The organism is Providencia sp. PROV122, from assembly GCF_028482365.1.
GTDB classification, from domain to species: domain Bacteria; phylum Pseudomonadota; class Gammaproteobacteria; order Enterobacterales; family Enterobacteriaceae; genus Providencia; species Providencia stuartii.
Map to the genome: position 1 here is coordinate 16,114 of NZ_JAMPQI010000021.1, position 19,905 is coordinate 36,018.

Annotated in this window: 18 protein-coding genes; 10 read left to right on the forward strand and 8 right to left on the reverse strand. The window is 41.9% G+C overall.

Annotation, left to right across the window (positions count from 1 at the left end; genetic code table 11):
- Positions 1-23: 23 nt before the first annotated feature.
- Positions 24-1,100: a glycerophosphodiester phosphodiesterase gene (gene glpQ, locus PSE69_RS15365; protein WP_036942962.1), complete on the forward strand. Its 1,077-nt coding sequence runs from the start codon at positions 24-26 to the stop codon at positions 1,098-1,100.
- A 44-nt stretch (positions 1,101-1,144) separates the two neighbouring features.
- Here the strand turns inward: glpQ and epmA are convergent, their stop codons facing one another.
- Positions 1,145-2,122 carry an elongation factor P--(R)-beta-lysine ligase gene (epmA, locus tag PSE69_RS15370; protein ID WP_004925785.1) on the reverse strand — a complete coding sequence of 326 codons (978 nt, stop codon included), beginning with the start codon at positions 2,120-2,122 and terminating at the stop codon, positions 1,145-1,147.
- An 802-nt stretch (positions 2,123-2,924) separates the two neighbouring features.
- Between epmA and frdA the strand changes: the two genes are divergently transcribed.
- From frdA to frdD, 4 genes are read left to right on the forward strand one after another with little or no spacing between them, the layout of a single operon-like run.
- On the forward strand, positions 2,925-4,721 hold the full coding sequence (gene frdA, locus PSE69_RS15375; RefSeq protein ID WP_121874855.1) for a fumarate reductase (quinol) flavoprotein subunit: 1,797 nt from the start codon (positions 2,925-2,927) through the stop codon (positions 4,719-4,721).
- Complete coding sequence (locus PSE69_RS15380) at positions 4,714-5,448, forward strand: succinate dehydrogenase/fumarate reductase iron-sulfur subunit (protein WP_004925796.1); 735 nt, start codon at positions 4,714-4,716, stop codon at positions 5,446-5,448. The genes frdA and PSE69_RS15380 overlap by 8 nt, the downstream gene beginning before the upstream one ends.
- A 14-nt stretch (positions 5,449-5,462) precedes the next feature.
- Positions 5,463-5,858 (forward strand): fumarate reductase subunit FrdC, encoded by a 396-nt coding sequence (gene frdC, locus PSE69_RS15385; RefSeq protein WP_004925800.1) that lies wholly within the window; start codon positions 5,463-5,465, stop codon positions 5,856-5,858.
- A 15-nt stretch (positions 5,859-5,873) separates the two neighbouring features.
- Positions 5,874-6,227, forward strand: coding sequence for a fumarate reductase subunit FrdD (gene frdD / locus PSE69_RS15390; RefSeq protein ID WP_004925804.1), 354 nt, complete (start codon positions 5,874-5,876; stop codon positions 6,225-6,227).
- Between the two features lie 790 nt (positions 6,228-7,017).
- Here the strand turns inward: frdD and PSE69_RS15395 are convergent.
- The 3 genes from PSE69_RS15395 to PSE69_RS15405 form a co-directional block, all read right to left on the reverse strand.
- Positions 7,018-7,344, reverse strand: coding sequence for a cupin domain-containing protein (locus PSE69_RS15395; protein ID WP_040132474.1), 327 nt, complete (start codon positions 7,342-7,344; stop codon positions 7,018-7,020).
- Between the two features lie 30 nt (positions 7,345-7,374).
- Positions 7,375-8,673 (reverse strand): MFS transporter, encoded by a 1,299-nt coding sequence (locus PSE69_RS15400; RefSeq protein ID WP_014657513.1) that lies wholly within the window; start codon positions 8,671-8,673, stop codon positions 7,375-7,377.
- Between the two features lie 70 nt (positions 8,674-8,743).
- Entirely contained in the window at positions 8,744-9,904 is a 1,161-nt protein-coding gene (locus PSE69_RS15405; RefSeq protein ID WP_004925816.1) for a mandelate racemase/muconate lactonizing enzyme family protein, read from the reverse strand.
- Between the two features lie 241 nt (positions 9,905-10,145).
- Here PSE69_RS15405 and PSE69_RS15410 point away from each other — a divergent pair, with 241 nt between their 5' ends.
- Positions 10,146-10,877, forward strand: a complete 732-nt coding sequence (locus PSE69_RS15410) for a GntR family transcriptional regulator (protein ID WP_004925825.1) — start codon at positions 10,146-10,148, stop codon at positions 10,875-10,877.
- Between the two features lie 286 nt (positions 10,878-11,163).
- Here PSE69_RS15410 and sugE read toward each other — a convergent pair whose 3' ends face one another.
- Positions 11,164-11,478 carry a quaternary ammonium compound efflux SMR transporter SugE gene (gene sugE, locus PSE69_RS15415; RefSeq protein ID WP_014657512.1) on the reverse strand — a complete coding sequence of 105 codons (315 nt, stop codon included), beginning with the start codon at positions 11,476-11,478 and terminating at the stop codon, positions 11,164-11,166.
- 357 nt (positions 11,479-11,835) lie between these two features.
- On the opposite strand from sugE, the gene PSE69_RS15420 reads away from it, so the two are divergent.
- The 3 genes from PSE69_RS15420 (at position 11,836) to PSE69_RS15430 (ending at position 15,489) form a co-directional block, all read left to right on the forward strand.
- Positions 11,836-12,744, forward strand: coding sequence for an EamA family transporter (locus PSE69_RS15420; RefSeq protein WP_053109823.1), 909 nt, complete (start codon positions 11,836-11,838; stop codon positions 12,742-12,744).
- Positions 12,745-13,072: 328 nt separating this feature from the next.
- Positions 13,073-15,166: a pyruvate/proton symporter CstA gene (gene cstA / locus PSE69_RS15425; RefSeq protein ID WP_014657510.1), complete on the forward strand. Its 2,094-nt coding sequence runs from the start codon at positions 13,073-13,075 to the stop codon at positions 15,164-15,166.
- 125 nt (positions 15,167-15,291) lie between these two features.
- Positions 15,292-15,489 carry a YbdD/YjiX family protein gene (locus PSE69_RS15430; protein ID WP_004925837.1) on the forward strand — a complete coding sequence of 66 codons (198 nt, stop codon included), beginning with the start codon at positions 15,292-15,294 and terminating at the stop codon, positions 15,487-15,489.
- Positions 15,490-15,566: 77 nt separating this feature from the next.
- Here PSE69_RS15430 and efp read toward each other — a convergent pair whose 3' ends face one another.
- Complete coding sequence (gene efp, locus PSE69_RS15435) at positions 15,567-16,133, reverse strand: elongation factor P (protein ID WP_004925840.1); 567 nt, start codon at positions 16,131-16,133, stop codon at positions 15,567-15,569.
- A gap of 43 nt (positions 16,134-16,176) precedes the next feature.
- Between efp and epmB the strand changes: the two genes are divergently transcribed.
- Complete coding sequence (epmB, locus tag PSE69_RS15440; RefSeq protein ID WP_004925842.1) at positions 16,177-17,205, forward strand: EF-P beta-lysylation protein EpmB; 1,029 nt, start codon at positions 16,177-16,179, stop codon at positions 17,203-17,205.
- A gap of 47 nt (positions 17,206-17,252) precedes the next feature.
- Here the strand turns inward: epmB and PSE69_RS15445 are convergent, their stop codons facing one another.
- Positions 17,253-17,597, reverse strand: coding sequence for a DUF4156 domain-containing protein (locus PSE69_RS15445; RefSeq protein WP_014657509.1), 345 nt, complete (start codon positions 17,595-17,597; stop codon positions 17,253-17,255).
- 638 nt (positions 17,598-18,235) lie between these two features.
- Positions 18,236-19,879 carry a chaperonin GroEL gene (gene groL / locus PSE69_RS15450; protein ID WP_004925846.1) on the reverse strand — a complete coding sequence of 548 codons (1,644 nt, stop codon included), beginning with the start codon at positions 19,877-19,879 and terminating at the stop codon, positions 18,236-18,238.
- Positions 19,880-19,905: the final 26 nt, after the last annotated feature.

A 19,905-nucleotide genomic window follows, 5' to 3' on the forward strand; every position in this document is an offset into this window, starting at 1 on the left:
AAAAGTGACAAGGAGATACAATCATGCACTTCCCATTAAAAACATTGGTGGCAAGTATGGTTTTAGTGATGTCAGCTTCAGCGGTGGCACAAGCCGCCGAGAAAGTCGTGATCGCACACCGTGGTGCCAGTGGTTATCTACCAGAACATACATTACCAGCAAAAGCGATGGCTTATGCGCAAGGCGCTGACTTTCTTGAACAAGATTTAGTCATGACTAAAGACAATGAGTTAGTGGTACTTCATGACCATTACCTTGATCGCGTGACAGACGTCGCTGAGCGTTTTCCTAATCGAGCACGTCAAGACGGCCGCTATTATGCTATCGACTTTACCCTTGATGAAATCAAATCATTAAAGTTCACTGAAGGGTTTGATATTGTCGATGGCAAGAAGGTTCAGAGCTACCCTAACCGCTTCCCCATGGGCAAATCTGATTTTCGGATCCATACCTTCCAAGAAGAAATCGAATTTGTTCAAGGTCTGAATAAATCGACAGGGAAAAATATTGGTATCTACCCTGAAATTAAAGCCCCTTGGTTCCACCAGCAAGAAGGCAAAGATATTACGAAAAAAACACTCGAAGTCTTGAAACAGTATGGTTATACCGATAAAAACTCGAATGTTTACCTTCAATGCTTTGATGCAAATGAACTCAAGCGTATTAAGAACACCTTAATGCCTGAAATGGGGATGAATTTAAAACTTATCCAGCTGATTGCCTACACTGACTGGAACGAAACACAAGAACAGAAACCAGATGGAACTTGGGTTAACTATAGTTATGATTGGATGTTTAAACCCGGCTCAATGAAGGAAGTCGCTAAATATGCAGATGGTATTGGTCCTGACTACCATATGTTGGTTAGTGAAGATTCAACACCTAACAATATTAAGCTAACGGGTATGGTAAAAGATGCCCATGCCAATAATATGGCGGTACACCCTTATACTATCCGGGTCGATAAATTGCCAAAATACGCTAAGGATGGACAACAACTCTTTGATATTATCTACAATCAAGCTGACGTAGATGGTGCATTCACAGATTTCCCTGACTTAGGTGTACAGTTTCTCCAAAAACAGAAACAGCATCCATAATCACTAAAAAGCAGATTGCAGCCCTTTGGCTGCAATCTACACTGTTAAGCGATTGTGACAGGGAAAGCAATCACATCACTGATCTTTTCAGCCTTTAACGCAATCATAATCAAACGATCGACGCCAAGAGCCACACCAGAGCACTCAGGTAAGCCATGGGTTAGCGCAGCAAGCAAATGCTCATCAATTGGATGAACAGGCAACCCCAAGGCTGCACGTCGACGGTTATCTTGCTCAAAACGCTGGCGTTGCTCTTTCGCGTCGGTTAATTCACGAAAGCCATTCGCCAATTCCATACCTTTAAAATAAACTTCAAAACGTTCTGCAACACGATGATCTTCAGTACTAATTTCTGCTAAAGATGCTTGAGTTGCAGGAAAATGATACACCACAACTGGTTTTTCTTTACCGATATGAGGCTCTACGCCCATCGTAAATAACAGTTGCAACAGTGTATCTTTATCTTCTTCGTGCTCAGCGACATTACTCAAATCCAACCGAGCAGCGACTTCTTTTAACTCGCTTTTTTCTGCCGAGAGAGGGTCGATATCTAAATGACGTAAAAAGGCTTGTTGATAAGAAAGTAATTCAGCACTTTCACAATCCAGCACCTGTTGAAGCAAGTCATCCACTTCATTAATTAAACGGTACATATCATAATGTGGACGATACCATTCAAGCATCGTGAACTCAGGGTTGTGGTGTCTCCCTGCTTCCTCATTACGAAAACTACGACAGAGTTGGTAGATTGGTCCACTGCCCGCTGCCAATAAACGTTTCATGTGGTATTCGGGGCTGGTCATCAAATAGAGATCGATCCCTTGTGCTGCACCGGGCCCCACAAAGCGGGTATTAAAAGGTACAAGGTGAATATCTGTGATGGTCGCCTGACTCATGGCAGGAGTTTCAACCTCAAGCACACAGCGCTCTGTAAAAAAACGTCTAATTTCAGCGATGATTTTTGCTCGCTGTAGTAGGTTAGCGATGGGTGCGCTTGGCTGCCAGTCCGCTACTTCACTCATTAATATAACTCCAAAATAAACACAGTCGTGCAGTTTACTCACCTCTTGCCTGACAAACAATCCATTCGCACTAATCAAATGTAATTGATGTATAAGCTGCCGTAATAATCGCTGTAGACAAACAAAAATATAGCAAGGTGAGCGAAATAATGCGTGATTATCCTCGGCTTCAATCGATTAAGCAAAAAAACGTTTTTATACCATTAATCCTTAAGTCAACTTGAGAAAGCAATCATGATTATTTCTAATATGATGTTAACCTGATGTTATAAATGACATTCATTATTAATAAACAAATAGGTTATTATTTCGTGAAAGGAAACGTCAGAAATAACAGCACAAACATACTGTATTTAATTTTTGTGTAAATCTTTAGGACAAAAAATACAAGCTAACGACATTTTTGTTATTATTCTCTTTAGGCCAGTCGATTCCCAATCGTACAAATAAATTTCCCCTCCATCCATTTTGCTAAAGATGATGGTAATTATTTGAATTTATGTTTTTTTTACTCATCACCATACTTAAAATGCCACGTATGAAAAAACAATTAATAAAAACTTGGCATAGATCACACTTTATAGGCTAAATCACCTAAAACCCCCCTCTATATCAAATTTATCATGAGGACTATTCGCTATAATTCAAAGCATGATAAGTCATTATTAGCTATTATATTATTTACTATTAAAAAAGAGAGTTTTTGCAGTATCACATTACGTGGCACTGACAAGCAGATAGCTAAGTATCAAAAGTATTTAAAAGAATTTATCAATTTACACTTGAACAATGGAGAAGCGCAGTGCAAACCTTCAATGCCGATCTAGCGATTATCGGGGCCGGGGGCGCAGGCTTACGTGCAGCGATTGCTGCCGCAGAAGCAAATCCCAACATCAAGATTGCTCTGATCTCAAAAGTTTACCCTATGCGTAGCCATACCGTGGCTGCCGAGGGGGGATCAGCCGCAGTAACTCAGGCCCATGACTCCTATGACTATCATTTTAATGATACGGTTGCTGGTGGAGACTGGCTGTGTGAGCAAGATGTCGTCGAATATTTCGTCGAACACTGCCCAACAGAAATGACTCAACTGGAACTATGGGGCTGTCCATGGAGCCGTAAACCAGATGGTTCAGTTAACGTCCGTCGTTTTGGCGGTATGAAAATTGAACGTACATGGTTTGCAGCCGATAAAACTGGCTTCCATATGCTCCATACCCTCTTCCAAACCTCATTAAAATATCCTCAAATTCAACGCTTTGACGAACATTTTGTCCTAGATATCATCGTCGATGAAGGCCAAGTTCGCGGTCTTGTCGCACTCAGCATGATGGAAGGCACAAAGGTTCAAATCCGTGCCAATTCTATCGTCATGGCAACTGGCGGTGCTGGACGTGTTTACCGCTATAATACTAATGGTGGTATTGTAACTGGTGATGGTATGGGCATGGCTTTCCGACATGGCGTACCACTGCGTGATATGGAGTTTGTTCAATATCACCCAACTGGCCTACCTGGTTCTGGTATCTTAATGACAGAAGGTTGCCGCGGCGAAGGCGGTATTCTTGTCAATAAAGATGGCTATCGCTATCTACAGGATTACGGAATGGGCCCCGAGACGCCACTCGGTAAACCTGAAAACAAATATATGGAACTCGGTCCTCGTGACAAAGTTTCACAAGCGTTCTGGCATGAATGGCGTGCTGGCCGCACAATTAGTACCCATCGTGGTGATGTTGTCTATCTAGATTTACGTCATCTTGGTGCAGAAAAACTACATGAACGCCTACCTTTCATTTGCGAACTAGCGAAAGCTTATGTCGGTGTTGACCCAGTCACTGATCCAATTCCTGTTCGTCCGACCGCTCACTATACGATGGGGGGGATCGAAACAGATCAAAACTGTGAAACTCGCATCAAAGGCTTATTTGCTGTTGGCGAATGTTCTTCTGTCGGTCTCCACGGTGCAAACCGTTTAGGCTCTAACTCATTAGCTGAGCTTGTTGTATTCGGTCGCTTAGCGGGTGAGCAAGCCGCAAAACATGCAGCAGAAGCAACCCCAGCGAATGCAAATGCTATTGAAGCACGTACTCGTGATATCGAAGATAATCTGAACAAACTTCTCAACCAAAAAGGTAAAGAAAGTTGGGCGAAAATCCGTGATGAAATGGGTATGTCAATGGAAGAAGGCTGCGGTATTTACCGTACCCCTGAATTAATGCAAAAAACCATTGATAAGATTGCAGAGTTGAAAGAGCGCTTTAAACACGTTGAAATTACCGACCATAGCAGCGTTTTCAATACCGATCTGTTGTATACCATTGAGCTTGGATTTGGCTTAGATGTTGCCGAATGTATGGCACACTCCGCACTCAATCGAAAAGAGTCTCGTGGTGCACACCAACGTCTCGACGAAGGCTGCACTGAACGTGATGATGTGAATTTCTTAAAACACACATTGGCATTCTATAACCCAGAAGGCGCACCTCGTCTTGAATACAGTGATGTGAAGATTACTAAATCTCAGCCAGCAAAACGTGTTTATGGTGCAGAAGCTGAAGCTCAAGAGAAGGCAAACAAGGAGCAAGCTAATGGATGATATGAAACACTTAAAAATGGAGATCATGCGCTACAATCCTGAAACGGATAATGAGCCCCATTTAGTGGCATATGATGTCCCTTATGATGAGCAAACCTCATTGCTGGATGCTTTAGGTTATATCAAAGATAACCTTGCGCCTGATCTGTCTTATCGCTGGTCTTGCCGTATGGCGATTTGTGGTTCTTGCGGCATGATGGTTGATAATGTTCCCAAACTGGCGTGCAAAACTTTCCTACGTGACTACCCTGAAGGGTTGAAGGTAGAACCGCTAGGCAACTTCCCGATCGAGCGTGATCTGGTGGTTGATATGACTCACTTTATTGAGCGCTTAGAAGCTATCAAGCCTTATATCATTGGTAACGATCGTAAGCCTTCAGAAGGTCCGAATAAGCAGACTCCGGCACAGATGGCAAAATACCATCAGTTCTCTGGATGCATTAACTGTGGCTTGTGCTATGCCGCATGCCCACAGTTTGGTTTGAATCCTGAATTTGTTGGTCCTGCTGCAATTACCTTGGCTGAGCGCTACAACTTAGATAACCGTGACCACGGAGCAAAAGAACGCATGCCATTATTGAACGGTGATGATGGTGTCTGGAGCTGTACATTTGTAGGCTACTGCTCTGAAGTCTGTCCTAAGCATGTTGACCCAGCAGCTGCAATCCAGCAAGCGAAAGCAGCCAGCGCGCAAGACTTTATTATCGCCATGCTGAAGCCACGATAAGGAGAATTGAAGTCATGACTACAAAACGTAAACCCTATGTAAGGGAAATGAAGGGCGACTGGTGGCAAAAGTTAGGTTTCTACCGCTTTTACATCGTACGTGAAAGTACCTCCGTTCTTCAGCTATGGTTTAGCCTTTTAGTGTTATTCGGCGTATTCGCATTAAAAGGTGGTCCAGAATCTTGGGCAAGCTTTGTTGGATTTTTAAGTAATCCAATCGTCATTATTATCAACATTATTACACTGGCTGCGACGCTACTTCATACCACAACATGGTTTAATCTAGCTCCAAAAGCCGTCAGTATTATCGTTGGTGATAAGAAAATGTCACAAGAGCCAATTGTTAAAGGTTTTTGGGCATTAACGATCTTAGTTACGGCAGCGATTTTAGCGATCGCACTGCTATTTTAATCAACGGAGGATCTGATGAATCTAACGCCTAAACGTTCCGATGAACCGGTTTTCTGGGGATTATTTGGTGCCGGTGGTATGTGGAGTGCCATTGTTGGACCTGCTATCATCATTCTCTTGGGAATATTAATCCCATTAGGTGTTGCACCTGAAATGCTAAGCTATGAGCGTATTGTCGCATTCTGCCAAAGTTTTATCGGGCGTATTTTCTTACTGCTCATGATAATTCTACCAGTATGGTGTGCTATGCACCGTATTCACCACACACTGCACGACTTTAAAGTGCATGTCCCAGCATCAAAATGGGTATTTTATGGTGGTGCGGCGATTATTAGCGTGATCGCTATTATTGGTGTCATTGCTCTGTAACAGCTTTACTGATCCCTCATATGCCTCACCGCTATGAGGGATTTTTCATTATACTGCCTCTCATCTCCCTTTCTATTTCCACGTTATTAAGCCGCTCTCTGGCTACTGTAATGACCGTTTCTTTATCAAAACTAGCGATTTCAATAAATCTGCTATGGCATGAATGATTACCCTACATGGTGCTATCCGAACTAGATTTGGCGATACCTGTATTATCCACTATTGCGTAAATCAATATGTTCGACGCAACGGCTTAACCCAACACTAGGGTGTCCTATTGGCACTCAACATCTTGGGCTATTATTTTTCTCACCAATTCTTGGGAAATGGCCCAATAAATAAGAGCATCATCCTATTCTTTTGCTCCCTGTTACAGAGTCTCATTGATAACAGATGTAACAGCCTTCTCAACCTACTGAGAGATTTAATTAATAAGGTGCCGCATTCCTGTTAAGTTAATTGCTACATCTATTATCGGCAAGATTACCAGACAATATTCACCTTATTCACCGTTTATGATTATCCCCATTTTTATGCTTACTTTTTTATGTTTGACTTGTTGTCTTGAATCAGCGAAAAATCAATAAAGAAGAAAAATAACATATCTGAGATATCACGTTAGTGTATTTCCCTCAATGATAAAACTGCTTTGATTATTACTGGTTGTGTTTTTTATCATGTAATTAATGGGTCAATTTTAATTATTAAAAAATAGAGAGGGGATCCCAATTTTAGACATTGAGATCCCCTCTATTTTATCAATAGATTTTTAATCATTTAGCAAAATGATTTAATTATCTAAAAAGTCTTTTCTCATTGGTACGAATATATCTAAAATTTCACCATTAGATAAACATTCACAGCGATGTTTCTCATTTGAAGGAATATAAACAACATCGCCTTCTCCAACTTCTTTAGTCACATGCCCCACTTGATATCTAAATTTCCCTTTGAGTATATAACTCATTTGTTCATGTGGATGAGAGTGTAAGTCACCTGATGTACCGGTTGTGAAAGATAATCTTGCTATCATCATATTTTCACTGCCAGGGAACAACTTACGTCGCGTACCTGAGGCAATGTTTTTTGCCTCTATTTCCTTATCGAAAATAAACATTATGACCTTAACTTTAAATAATATAGCTGTTTAATTTGATTTTTCTAACGATTCATTATCAGGCGTAATCGGCTTAATATTTCTTAACATCACTAAATAAACCAATGCCCCTATTGCACAAGCAATACCAGATACAATTAATGCCCAAATAAACGAACCGGTTGCTGCAATAATATATCCAGTCACAATAGGTCCTAAAATACCGCCACAGTTAGAAACAGCGCTTTGCATTCCACCTAAGACCGACGTCATATTTCGTGGTGCAACATCTCCTGGTAAAGACCATATTGCTGAGGCTGCAAATGCGAGTGCCGCATAAGATAAGCACAGTAAAAACATCATTAAAGTAACAGATTCAACTAATCCCGAAAATGCGATACTGGTTGCAATCAGCATGCCGCCCACAATCGGTAATTTACGAGCAAGGTTGATATTATTATATTTAATATACAGATAATCTGTCGTCCAACCACCCAGCCATTGACCTGCGATCCCACATAGTGGTGGTAACATGGCAGCAAATCCCATTTCTTCTAAACTCATGCCTCGTTCCATCATTAAATAAGCAGGGAACCAAGTAATAAAGAAATAAATGGCGTAGTCCAACATAAAGAAGCCGATACACATAGCTTGTACATTGCGATAACGGATCAACTGATACCACTTCATCGGCTGGATATTATCAATACCATCTTTTTTAATTTGCCCATCACGAATATAAGCAAGTTCTTCAGCACTAATTTTTGGGTGTTGTTCAGGATCGTGATATACCTTTAACCATGCAAAAACCCAGAGAACCCCTAATGCGCCGCAAATAATAAATGCTGATTCCCAGCCCCATTTTGCAATGATCCACACCACTAATGGCATTGCGAACGCTGTTCCAAACTTAGAACCACTATCAAATAATGCCGTTATTCTGCCGCGTTCACGATCTGGAAACCATTTTGCCGCAATACCACTATTACATGGATATGCCCCCGCTTCCCCCATTCCCATTAGAATTCGCGTGGAAATAAAACTCAGTGGTGTTTTGGCTAATGCTGTGGCAGCCGTTGCTAATGACCACCACAACACAGACCCTGCCAACGTTTTTCTTTGACCATATTTATCCGCAATAAAACCCGCTGGTATTTGGCATAATGCATAACTCAAGAAAAACGCCGACATTATCCATCCCATCATCTCTGGCGAAATTTGCAGTTCTTCTGAGATAGTCGGTGCTGCTGCAGACATAACAGTTCTATCTAAGTAATTAATAACAATCGCAAGCGTCATTAATATCGCTATCGAAAACCTTATTTTTGTACCTTTGTTCTTATTTTTCATCGTAACCATACCTTTTAATAAGGAGAGGAAACCAGATAGTGTTGTCACTATCTGGCTTATGTATATGAAGTTACTTAAACAAACGCTCTGGATTAACTGTGAATTTCGCTAATTTATCGATGTCTAGCTCAATACCAAGCCCCGGTAATTTTGGGATCGTTAAATACCCTTGCTCATCCACTTTAAATGGTGTTTTAACAATGCCATCAATATATTGGCTACCACCGATAAACTCGACAAAATCCACTTGTGGGAAGGCTGCTGCCATTTGTAAGTCGGCCGCCAGCCCCATTGCGGTATTCCAACCGTGTCCAACATACTTAACACCAAACTCATCAGCCAGCCATGCGATTCGGCGTTGCTCTGAAATGCCGCCCACTTTCGTCACGTCAGGTTGAACAATATCGAATGCCCCCTGAGAGAGCCATGGTAAGAAAGATTGACGACGGGTTAACACTTCACCACCCGCAATCGGTACTGGGCTTTCTTTACGCAGCACTTTAAAGTCCTCAAGGTCATCCGGACGTAACGCTTCTTCAAACCAACCAACTTGATATTCCGCTAACATATGCGATGTTTGGATTGCCCATTTCAAGCCATTTGGCCAATATGCATCACTTGCGCCCGCATCAACTAACAAGTGTGATTCGTAACCTGCCGCATCCCTTGCTGCCTCAACAATTGCTCTATCTAATTTGGCATCATTGTTACGTCCAAATGGGCCCCAACCAATTTTAAATGCTTTAAAACCAAGCTTTTTATAATCAGAGATCACGTTGAACATCGTCTCTGGTTCTTCCATGAGTAAAGAGCAATACGGCTGTACTTTGGAACGATAATTACCGCCAAGTAACGTACTTACGGGGAGTCCTGTTGCTTTACCTAAAATGTCCCACAATGCAATATCAATGCCGCTAATCGTATGTGTTAACGTTCCCCCGCGCCCCATCCAAAATGTATTTTGTCTAAGTTTTTCAGACACTCTTTCTGGCTGTAATGCACTTTCACCAATACATAAAGATGCTAGTACAGGGATGGCGGCTTCAACTAAGCGACCATCAGTGAATACGCTGCCGTACCCCGTGATGCCAGCATCAGTGTGCACCGCAATAATGGCGTGGATCGAATCTTCTGGTTTGATTTCATTGGACCATCCCCCTTTTGGGCTCTCCCCAAATAAAGGCACGGCAACAATTTCAGTAATTTTTATATCTTCAAGCATGTTGTTCATGTCTTTTCCTTCTCTTGCTTAACTGAATTTGAAGCATTTAACAACATTGTAAGATTGTATACAATATTCAATTGTTGAATATGTGATCCATTCTGGGTTTATCTCCCCCTCGAAAAAATATCGCAATAGTGGGTTTTTTATTGGTTTATTGCTGGCCAATGTGATAATTTTGATGCATTAAAGGCGCAATCAACTACCAATTAATTCTTTGATTAGTAACAAATTTAATAGGCTAAACATCATGACAGTTGGAAAAGGGCAACAATCGCAGAAAATCACCTCGCAAGAAGATTACTGGAAGCCAATCAAAGCAAGGACACTCACTGATGATGTGGTAGATAAAATTGTTGAGGCGGCAACCCGTGGATTTATCCTGCCAGGGGATCGTATTGTTGAAAAAGAAATTGCAGAAAAAATGAATGTCAGCCGTGTTCCTGTTAGAGAAGCCTTAAGAGTATTAGAAAGCCAAGGGATCGTGATTAATGAGCCATTTAAAGGCATTCGAATGGCCCCTGTTTCAGAAGAGAGGCTGGATGAACTGATCGAAGTCAGAATTCTATTAGAACGACAGGCTATTAAAACCTTTATCGCCAAAAATAAGCATTTAGATCCACAATCTATCGAACAGTTAAACCAGTGTATTGTGCAAATGGCGCGAGCAGCAAAATTAGCGGATAGCTATGAATTCTCGCTTTGTGACGTGAATTTCCACCGAACATTATGCCAATTAAGCGGTAATAATACCCTAACCGCATTATGGGAAAACGTCTCTAAGCAGTTGACCATTATCATTGGGATATCAACCTTTACCAAGCCTATGGAAGAAATTATTGATGAGCACAAAGTGCTATTAGATAAAATACGCTCAGGGGATCTCAATATTCTAGAAATTGAAATCAAAGAGCATATTCGCAATCAAAATAAAGAGATTAACTTCAATCAAGCTATTGATAAAAAAAGAGAACCCAAGTAAGTAAACCTAGCATAGCTTCCTGATAAAGAGACAGTGTTAATGAGCACACAAGTGAAAACACCTAGCACCTAACCCGAAAAAGAGCATGTTGACTAATGAATAAATGTCTCAGGGAGATTATTTCTACAGGATTTGGAAATATAACGGCGAATTTGGGATCTTCAACGTACTAAAGAACACAAACATCTAGTCTATATTTTTCGGTACATTTTCACTGATTGAAACTTTATCATCTCCCGTCAATACGGGCGCCTATTTGCCCCCCGTATTGACGAGCATATTTATTTTAGCTTGAAACTTTTAAGCCAATTAAACCAATAATAATTAACCCAAGGCTAAGTAAGCGGAATATATTGGCTGATTCACCCAAGAAAATAATCCCGACAATGGCCGTACCAACAGCGCCAATACCTGTCCATATTGCATAAGCGGTTCCTGCGGGCAAATCACGCATTGCGTAAGCTAATAGCCCCATACTCGCAATAATCGCGACGATTGTAATAATACTTGGGGTAAGACGTGTAAAACCGTGAGTGTATTTTAGGCCAACGGCCCAAACAACTTCTAATAAACCGGCAAATAAGAGGATGATCCAAGCCATTGCTTTTCTCCCGAATGTAACCGGGGTCGTCCCCATTATTTAATTAACGTGTGCACTCATCCATATTCGGCTTACAGTATTGTCGACTAAACCCGATTGTATCGGTTTATATGCTTCTATTGTCGTTCTACTGCACTTCAAACGGTTTAGAGTACATATTCAGGTCGTCCTGAAAACGTGAAGTGAAATATCATTATAAATCCTCAATTTCCCCAACTCAAGTAATAAAAAATAACAAATTAGCTGCAATCAACAATAGAAATTTACATATTTGTACTGTATTAAAATTTCTATCGCGAAATTATACAACCAGAGGTAGAGTAGAAAGCTTCACTTACGACAGCCATTGAGAGTAGCATGAGCTTCAAAGATATATTACTCGCCCTGTGTGTGGTTATCATTTGGGGTGTTAACTTCGTGATCATTAAGCTCGGCGTTACCGCGCTTCCACCATTATTATTAGGGGCATTGCGTTTTATATTCGTGGCATTTCCCGCTATTTTTTTCTTTAAACGCCCAAAGATCCCCTTCAAATTATTACTCTTATATGGGTTAACGATTAGCTTTGGTCAATTTGCTTTCCTCTTTTGTGCCATTCGTGTCGGTATGCCCGCTGGGGTCACATCCGTTATTTTACAATCCCAAGCCTTTTTCACCTTACTCTTAGGTGCCGTCATCTTAAAAGAATCTCTACAAGCCACCCATTTCATAGGAATGTTAATTGCCGTCGTTGGGCTAACAATATTGGCTAAAGGTGCAACAGCCGGCGGCTTGGATGATATTCCATTATTAGGATTAACTTTTACGCTAATCGCAGGGCTTTCATGGGCATGTGGTAATATCACCAATAGGATGATTATGCACAATCAGCAAGAGGAAAAATGCAGTGCACTCTCCTTGGTCAGTTGGAGTGCTCTTATCCCTATTATCCCTTTCTTAATAAGCTCATGGCTATTTGAAGGTGAAGAGGCCATTGTACAAGGCCTATCTGATTTTAATTGGCCAGTATTTGGCACCATCATTTACCTTGCTTATCTATCTACTTTTGTGGGTTATGGTTTGTGGGGTGTTCTATTAGGTCGCTATGAAGCTTGGCGGGTTGCTCCTTTTTCTCTGTTGGTGCCCGTATTCGGCCTAAGCAGCAGTGCATTATTCCTTGATGAGCATATAAATAGCATACAATTTGCTGGGTTGATACTCATCATGTTTGGGCTGATTATTACCTTATTTGGTAAAAAGCTCATCCAACGGATCAGAAGCCATTAAGCCAAACTAGGCAGGGTATAGACTTTCAAGCTCTGCCTATGATTTCGCTCTTTATATGCACCAACTACACCAGCGTATAATAGCAATATAAAGAAAATAAATAGCATTTCTCACAAATCAATCGCTTTCCCTCTAGCTGAAATCGAAATAAAATCCAGTTAACTGCTATTATTTAGTGATATTAATAACAGTTATGAAATTTATTTTTACTCACTGTTAGGTTTCACGTTTTAGCTATCTTGCCTTTCCGTTAACTCTAGCTATATGTGTCAGTAATCTGCAAATACAAAAATGCAAACGGCTTAATAATAAAACGGATGGGATGGCTATGGGTAAACAATTAATTTGGATTGTGCTAGCGATATTAGGCGCTTTTGCTCTCGGTTATATCGCATTAAATCGAGGCGAGCAAATTAATGCGCTATGGATCGTCGTTGCAGCGGTTTGTGTCTATTTAATCGCATATCGTTATTACGGACTGTTTATTGCTAAAAAGGTACTACAAGTCGATTCAACACGAATGACACCCTCTATCCGTCATAACGATGGCTTAGATTACGTTCCGACAGATAAAAAAATTCTCTTCGGTCACCATTTTGCAGCAATTGCAGGGGCAGGACCACTGGTAGGCCCGGTATTAGCTGCTCAAATGGGGTATCTGCCAGGCATGTTATGGCTGCTAGCAGGGGTCGTATTAGCGGGTGCGGTTCAAGATTTTATGGTGCTTTTTGTGTCGACTCGTCGAGATGGCCGCTCACTGGGTGAATTGGTCAAAGAAGAGATGGGGAATACTGCGGGCATCTTAGCCCTTATCGCTTGCTTTATGATTATGGTGATTATCCTTGCGGTGCTTGCGATGATCGTCGTCAAAGCCCTTACACACAGCCCATGGGGCACCTATACAGTCGCCTTTACCATTCCTCTTGCGATATTCATGGGAATATATACCCGTTATATTCGCCCTGGTCGTATTGGTGAAGTGTCTATTATTGGTCTGGTATTCCTTGTATTTGCAATTATTTCAGGTGGCTGGGTTGCCGAAAGTGAAACATGGGCACCGTATTTTGACTATACCGGTGTGCAACTGACATGGATGCTTGTTGGATATGGGTTTGTTGCCGCAGTTCTGCCTGTTTGGCTACTGCTGGCACCTCGCGATTACCTTTCTACCTTTTTAAAGATTGGTACCATCATCGGGTTAGCCATTGGTATTCTTATTTTAAACCCCAATTTAGAAATGCCAGCGCTGACCAAATATATTGATGGCACAGGCCCTGTCTGGGCAGGTGATCTGTTCCCGTTTTTATTTATTACTATTGCTTGTGGTGCTGTTTCTGGTTTCCATGCTTTAATTTCATCAGGAACAACCCCCAAAATGCTTGCGAATGAGAACCAAGCTTGCTTTATCGGCTATGGCGGCATGTTAATGGAATCGTTTGTCGCGATTATGGCATTGGTTGCCGCTTGTGTGATTGATCCCGGTGTCTATTTTGCCATGAACAGCCCTATGGCGATGTTAGCACCTGCAGGTACTGAAGATGTCGTCGCTTCGGCTGCACAAGTTGTCAGTAGCTGGGGCTTCCAAATAACACCTGAGCAGCTAACAAATATCGCCAATGAGGTCGGTGAAAACAGCATTATTTCTCGAGCAGGTGGAGCTCCAACACTGGCGGTAGGCATGGCCTATATCTTACACGGCGCCCTCGGCGGTTTAATGAATGTGTCGTTTTGGTATCACTTCGCTATCTTGTTTGAAGCGCTGTTTATTTTAACGGCTGTCGATGCGGGAACCCGTGCGGCACGCTTTATGCTACAAGATTTATTAGGCGTGATCTCACCTTCTTTGAAACGAACCGACTCACTTCCTGCAAACCTAATTGCAACAGCATTATGTGTACTTGCATGGGGGTATTTCCTTCATCAAGGTGTTGTTGACCCACTCGGTGGTATCAATACACTCTGGCCACTTTTTGGTATCGCAAACCAAATGCTAGCAGGTATGGCCTTAATGCTCTGTGCTGTAGTCCTGTTCAAAATGAAGCGTCAACGCTACGCATGGGTTGCTTTGGTGCCTACTGCATGGTTGCTTATTTGTACAATGACCGCAGGATGGGAAAAAACATTCAGTGAAGATGCGCGCGTTGGTTTCCTCGCTGTAGCCAATAAGTTCCAAGCAATGATTGATAGTGGAAATATCCCATCGCAATATACTGAGTCGCAACTAACACAGTTGATTTTTAATAACCGTTTAGATGCTGGGTTAACAATTTTCTTTATGATCGTTGTCGTGCTACTCGCGATATTCTCAATCCGTACAGCATTAAAAGCATTGAAATCTTCTGAGCCAACAGCGAATGAAGTTCCATATGAACCAATGCCAGCTAACTATCAGGAAATTGTTGCGAATACACGCCATCACTAATTCATCGTGTATGGACAAGATACGCTTAGATTCAACGAAAACGAGCCACCTCATCCTATTTGTGGCTCGAGTTTTCAAATAACGCTCAAGCGCTCTAAAGTTAGAAGCGAAGTAAGGAGATTAAGATGTTTGGTTCACTCGGCAATGCGGCTCGTTACCTTGGGCAAGCAGCCAAAATGATGATTGGTGTGCCTGATTATGACAATTACGTTGCTCATATGCGACTTAATCATCCAGATCAAACACCAATGACATATGAAGAGTTCTTTAAAGAGCGCCAAGATGCTCGCTATGGTGGAAAAGGCGGGTTTAAGTGCTGTTAAATTCAGCTTCTCTTTTTGGGTAAAAAAACCGTAATGTCTTACAACATTACGGTTTTTTAGCTTCAAGCAAACAGGTATTATTTCACGCGTGAAACGTATTCGCCTGAACGAGTATCAACTTTGATCACTTCACCAATCTGAACGAACAGAGGAACTTTAACCACTGCACCCGTGCTTAAAGTCGCTGGCTTACCGCCAGTACCCGCTGTATCACCTTTCAGACCTGGGTCAGTATCTGTGACTTCTAACTCAACAAAGTTAGGTGGAGTCACCGCGATTGGGCGGCCATTCCACAGAGTCAAGATACAATCAGCTTGGTCGATCAGCCATTTAGCGTTATCACCAACCGCTTTTTCGTCCGCTGCAAGCTGTTCGAAAGTTTCGTTGTTCATGAAATGCCAAAACTCACCGTCGTTATAAAGGTAAGTTAAGTTCATATCCATGACATCTGCGGCTTCGACAGAATCAGTAGACTTAAATGTTTTTTCCAACAGTTTGTTAGAAATCAGTTTACGAATACGAACACGTGCAAACGCTTGACCTTTACCCGGTTTAACGAATTCACTATCAAGAATTGCACAAGGTTCGCCATCTAACATGATTTTAAGACCTGAGCGGAATTCATTGGTACTATAAGTAGCCATGGAGATCCTCTAATTTATACACTAAAAATGGCATAGCCAAAAAATGGTCGATATTGTAACTCAAAATACCTCATCCAGAGAAGTCTGGATACAACAACTTGCTGAAGCAATCACTAATCCTGATGAATTGCTTCAAATACTGGGGCTAGAAAGCCATCAAGCATCGAAAGATGGCAACGACGCACGTAAATTATTTCCATTACGTGTACCAAGGCCGTTTATTTCGCGCATGAAAAAAGGCGATCCACAAGACCCTCTGCTATTGCAAGTATTAACTGCAAAAGCAGAATTTGATACCTATCCGGGGTTTTCTACAGATCCATTAGATGAACAAAATAATGCGATCCCCAGTTTACTCCACAAATATCACAACCGAGCATTGATGTTGGTGAAAGGGGGCTGTGCAGTAAACTGCCGTTACTGCTTCCGCCGACATTTTCCTTATGAAGATAATAAGGGAAACAAAAATAATTGGTTGATAGCTGTGGATTATATAAAAAACCACACTGAACTCAATGAAATCATCTTTTCAGGGGGTGATCCCTTGATGGCAAAAGACAGTGAACTGGATTGGTTAATTGGGCAACTCGAAGCGATCCCCCACATTAAGCGGCTGAGGATCCACTCTCGTTTACCTGTAGTGATCCCCGAACGCATTACCACTAACCTGTGTCAGCGACTTGCCCACTCACGTCTTCAAGTGATCATGGTAACGCATCTCAACCATGCTAATGAGATAGATGATCACTTTAAAGCCGCGATGCAAAAATTAAAAAATGCCGGCGTGACCTTACTCAATCAAAGCGTACTGTTACGTGGGGTGAACAATGATGCAGATACATTGGCGAATTTAAGTAATGCGCTATTTGATGCGGGTATCCTGCCGTATTACTTGCATGTTTTAGATAAGGTGCAAGGGGCTGCGCATTTCTTAGTGAGCGACCAAGAAGCTAGGTTGCTAATACAACAATTGCTTGGGAAGGTTTCTGGCTATTTGGTGCCAAAATTAGCACGGGAGATTGGCGGAGAGCCGAGTAAGACGTTACTCGACCTAAACCTAAGACAGTGCTGAAATAAAACGCCCGCATCGTCTATACGATCGGGCGTCAGATATTCATTTTAGGGGCACTTATAAACTTGGCCGACCATTTTACTATCAACTGGGATAAAACTAGAGAGGATAGTTTCACTTGGGCTAGTCGCACCAAAAATCACATTTCCGCCCATTGCGCCTGCTTTATTACGCAGATCATTTGCCGCGCCGCGCATAGAGCTTGATTCACTATTGACACCGCTCAACCAGTTGCTTTGAGTTCCTGTGACTTGACCAAGAAGCTGGCAATCACTTCCAGGTTGGTTTTCAACAAAACGAACTTGTGAGCCCGCCGCAGTTAGATTAGTTGTTGTCGAACAACCTGCTAAAAGTAGTAATGCAGCAGCACCAAGCAATACTTTAATACGCATGTTTTCCCTCATTTATCATAGTGTTTTTGCAGCTGGTTTGAGAACCACTCATTCCCTTCTTTGTTCAATATACCGTTGCTATTAACGGCATCATTGAATTGATCTTCATTAGCGCTACTAAATTATAGTCACTCGAGCGCCTATTTACAGCCAAAATTCGCCAGATCTATATTGAGAGATATGGATAACGGTTCAAAGTATCAACAAAGGCATGACCATAAAATTTGCCCACCCTCGTCAGCAAACAAAGCTTACCATAAAACGCGTATACTCTAAATAATTCGAAACATCACATGAAATATAAAGAGCCTATAACGCTTTCACCTTTGGTTACTCACCAAACCACCTTTTGCCTTACTCCAAATATAACCTGCCGCACGGTCTTTGCGCAAAAATAAATGCACAATTATACAATTAGCAAATTCAAGGGCTTTTACTCAAAATAAGCGTATCGAAATCTTTCGCGTCATTTTAGATTATCGATATTCTCCACTTTAGACATTCGGTCGGCCTACCATCAATCAACTCAAACATATTTATTCATATAAAAAACCGGTATTGTCGGTTAATACCAACAATACCGGTTAGAAGGCTTAACAGTTCTTATTGACTGTGTGAGCGTGATGCGGCCAATTGGCTTACATCATACCGCCCATTCCACCCATACCGCCCATGCCTGCAGCACCTAAGTCAGGGCCTTCATCTTTAGGCATTTCAGTAATCATCGCTTCAGTTGTGATCATCAGACCAGCGATAGATGCAGCGAATTGCAATGCAGAACGAGTTACTTTAGTTGGATCCAAGATACCCATCTCGATCATATCACCATAAGTGTCAGTTGCTGCGTTGTAGCCTTCGTTGCCTTGAACTGCTTTAACTTTGTTAACAACAACAGAAGCTTCTTCACCTGCGTTAGTGACGATTTGACGCATTGGTGCTTCCATCGCACGCAGTGCAACGCGGATACCCACGTTTTGCTCTTCATTATCGCCTTTCAGTGAAGCCAGTTTAGCGGCAACACGTACCAGTGCAGTACCACCACCAGCAACAACACCTTCTTCAACCGCTGCGCGAGTTGCGTGCAGCGCATCGTCGACGCGAGCACGTTTTTCTTTCATTTCAACTTCAGTTGCCGCACCAACTTTAATTACAGCAACACCGCCAGCTAATTTAGCAACGCGCTCTTGCAGTTTTTCACGGTCATAATCAGAAGTTGATTCTTCGATTTGTTGACGAATTTGTGCAACACGACCTGCGATAGCAGACTCTTCACCAACACCATCAATGATAGTTGTTGTGTCTTTGTTGATGACGATACGTTTTGCTTGACCCAGATCTTCTAATGTCGCTTTTTCAAGCTCCATACCGATCTCTTCAGAGATAACAGTACCGTTAGTCAGGATAGCGATATCTTGCAGCATTGCTTTACGGCGATCACCGAAACCAGGTGCTTTAACCGCAGCAACTTTCACGATACCACGCATGGTGTTAACAACCAGTGTCGCAAGTGCTTCGCCTTCAACATCTTCAGCGATAATCAGAAGTGGTTTGCTCGCTTTAGCAACACCTTCTAATACTGGCAGCAGTTCACGGATGTTAGATACTTTTTTATCAACTAACAGGATGAATGGGTTTTCCAGTTCAACAACACCCGTTTCTGGCTTGTTGATGAAATAAGGAGACAGGTAACCACGATCGAACTGCATACCTTCAACAACATCCAGTTCGTCTTCCAGACCAGTACCTTCTTCAACAGTGATAACGCCTTCTTTGCCGACTTTATCCATTGCTTCTGCAATTAACTTACCAACGGTTTCGTCAGAGTTTGCAGAAATTGTACCAACCTGTGCGATAGATTTAGAGTCTGAACATGGAACAGACAGTGCTTTCAGCTCTTCTACAGCTGCAACTACTGCTTTATCGATACCACGTTTCAGATCCATCGGGTTCATACCCGCTGCAACGGCTTTCAGACCTTCAGTAACAATAGCTTGCGCCAGAACTGTTGCAGTTGTTGTACCATCACCCGCTGCATCGTTAGCTTTAGAAGCAACTTCTTTCACCATCTGTGCGCCCATGTTCTCAAATTTATCTTCTAATTCGATTTCACGTGCAACAGAAACACCATCTTTAGTGATAACTGGTGAACCAAATGATTTATCAAGAACCACATTACGGCCTTTAGGGCCCAAAGTTACTTTAACTGCATCTGCTAGAATATTCACACCACGAAGCATTTTTACGCGTGCGTCATTACCAAATTTAACGTCTTTAGCTGCCATTATTTCTTTCCTTTAAATTCTTTTCG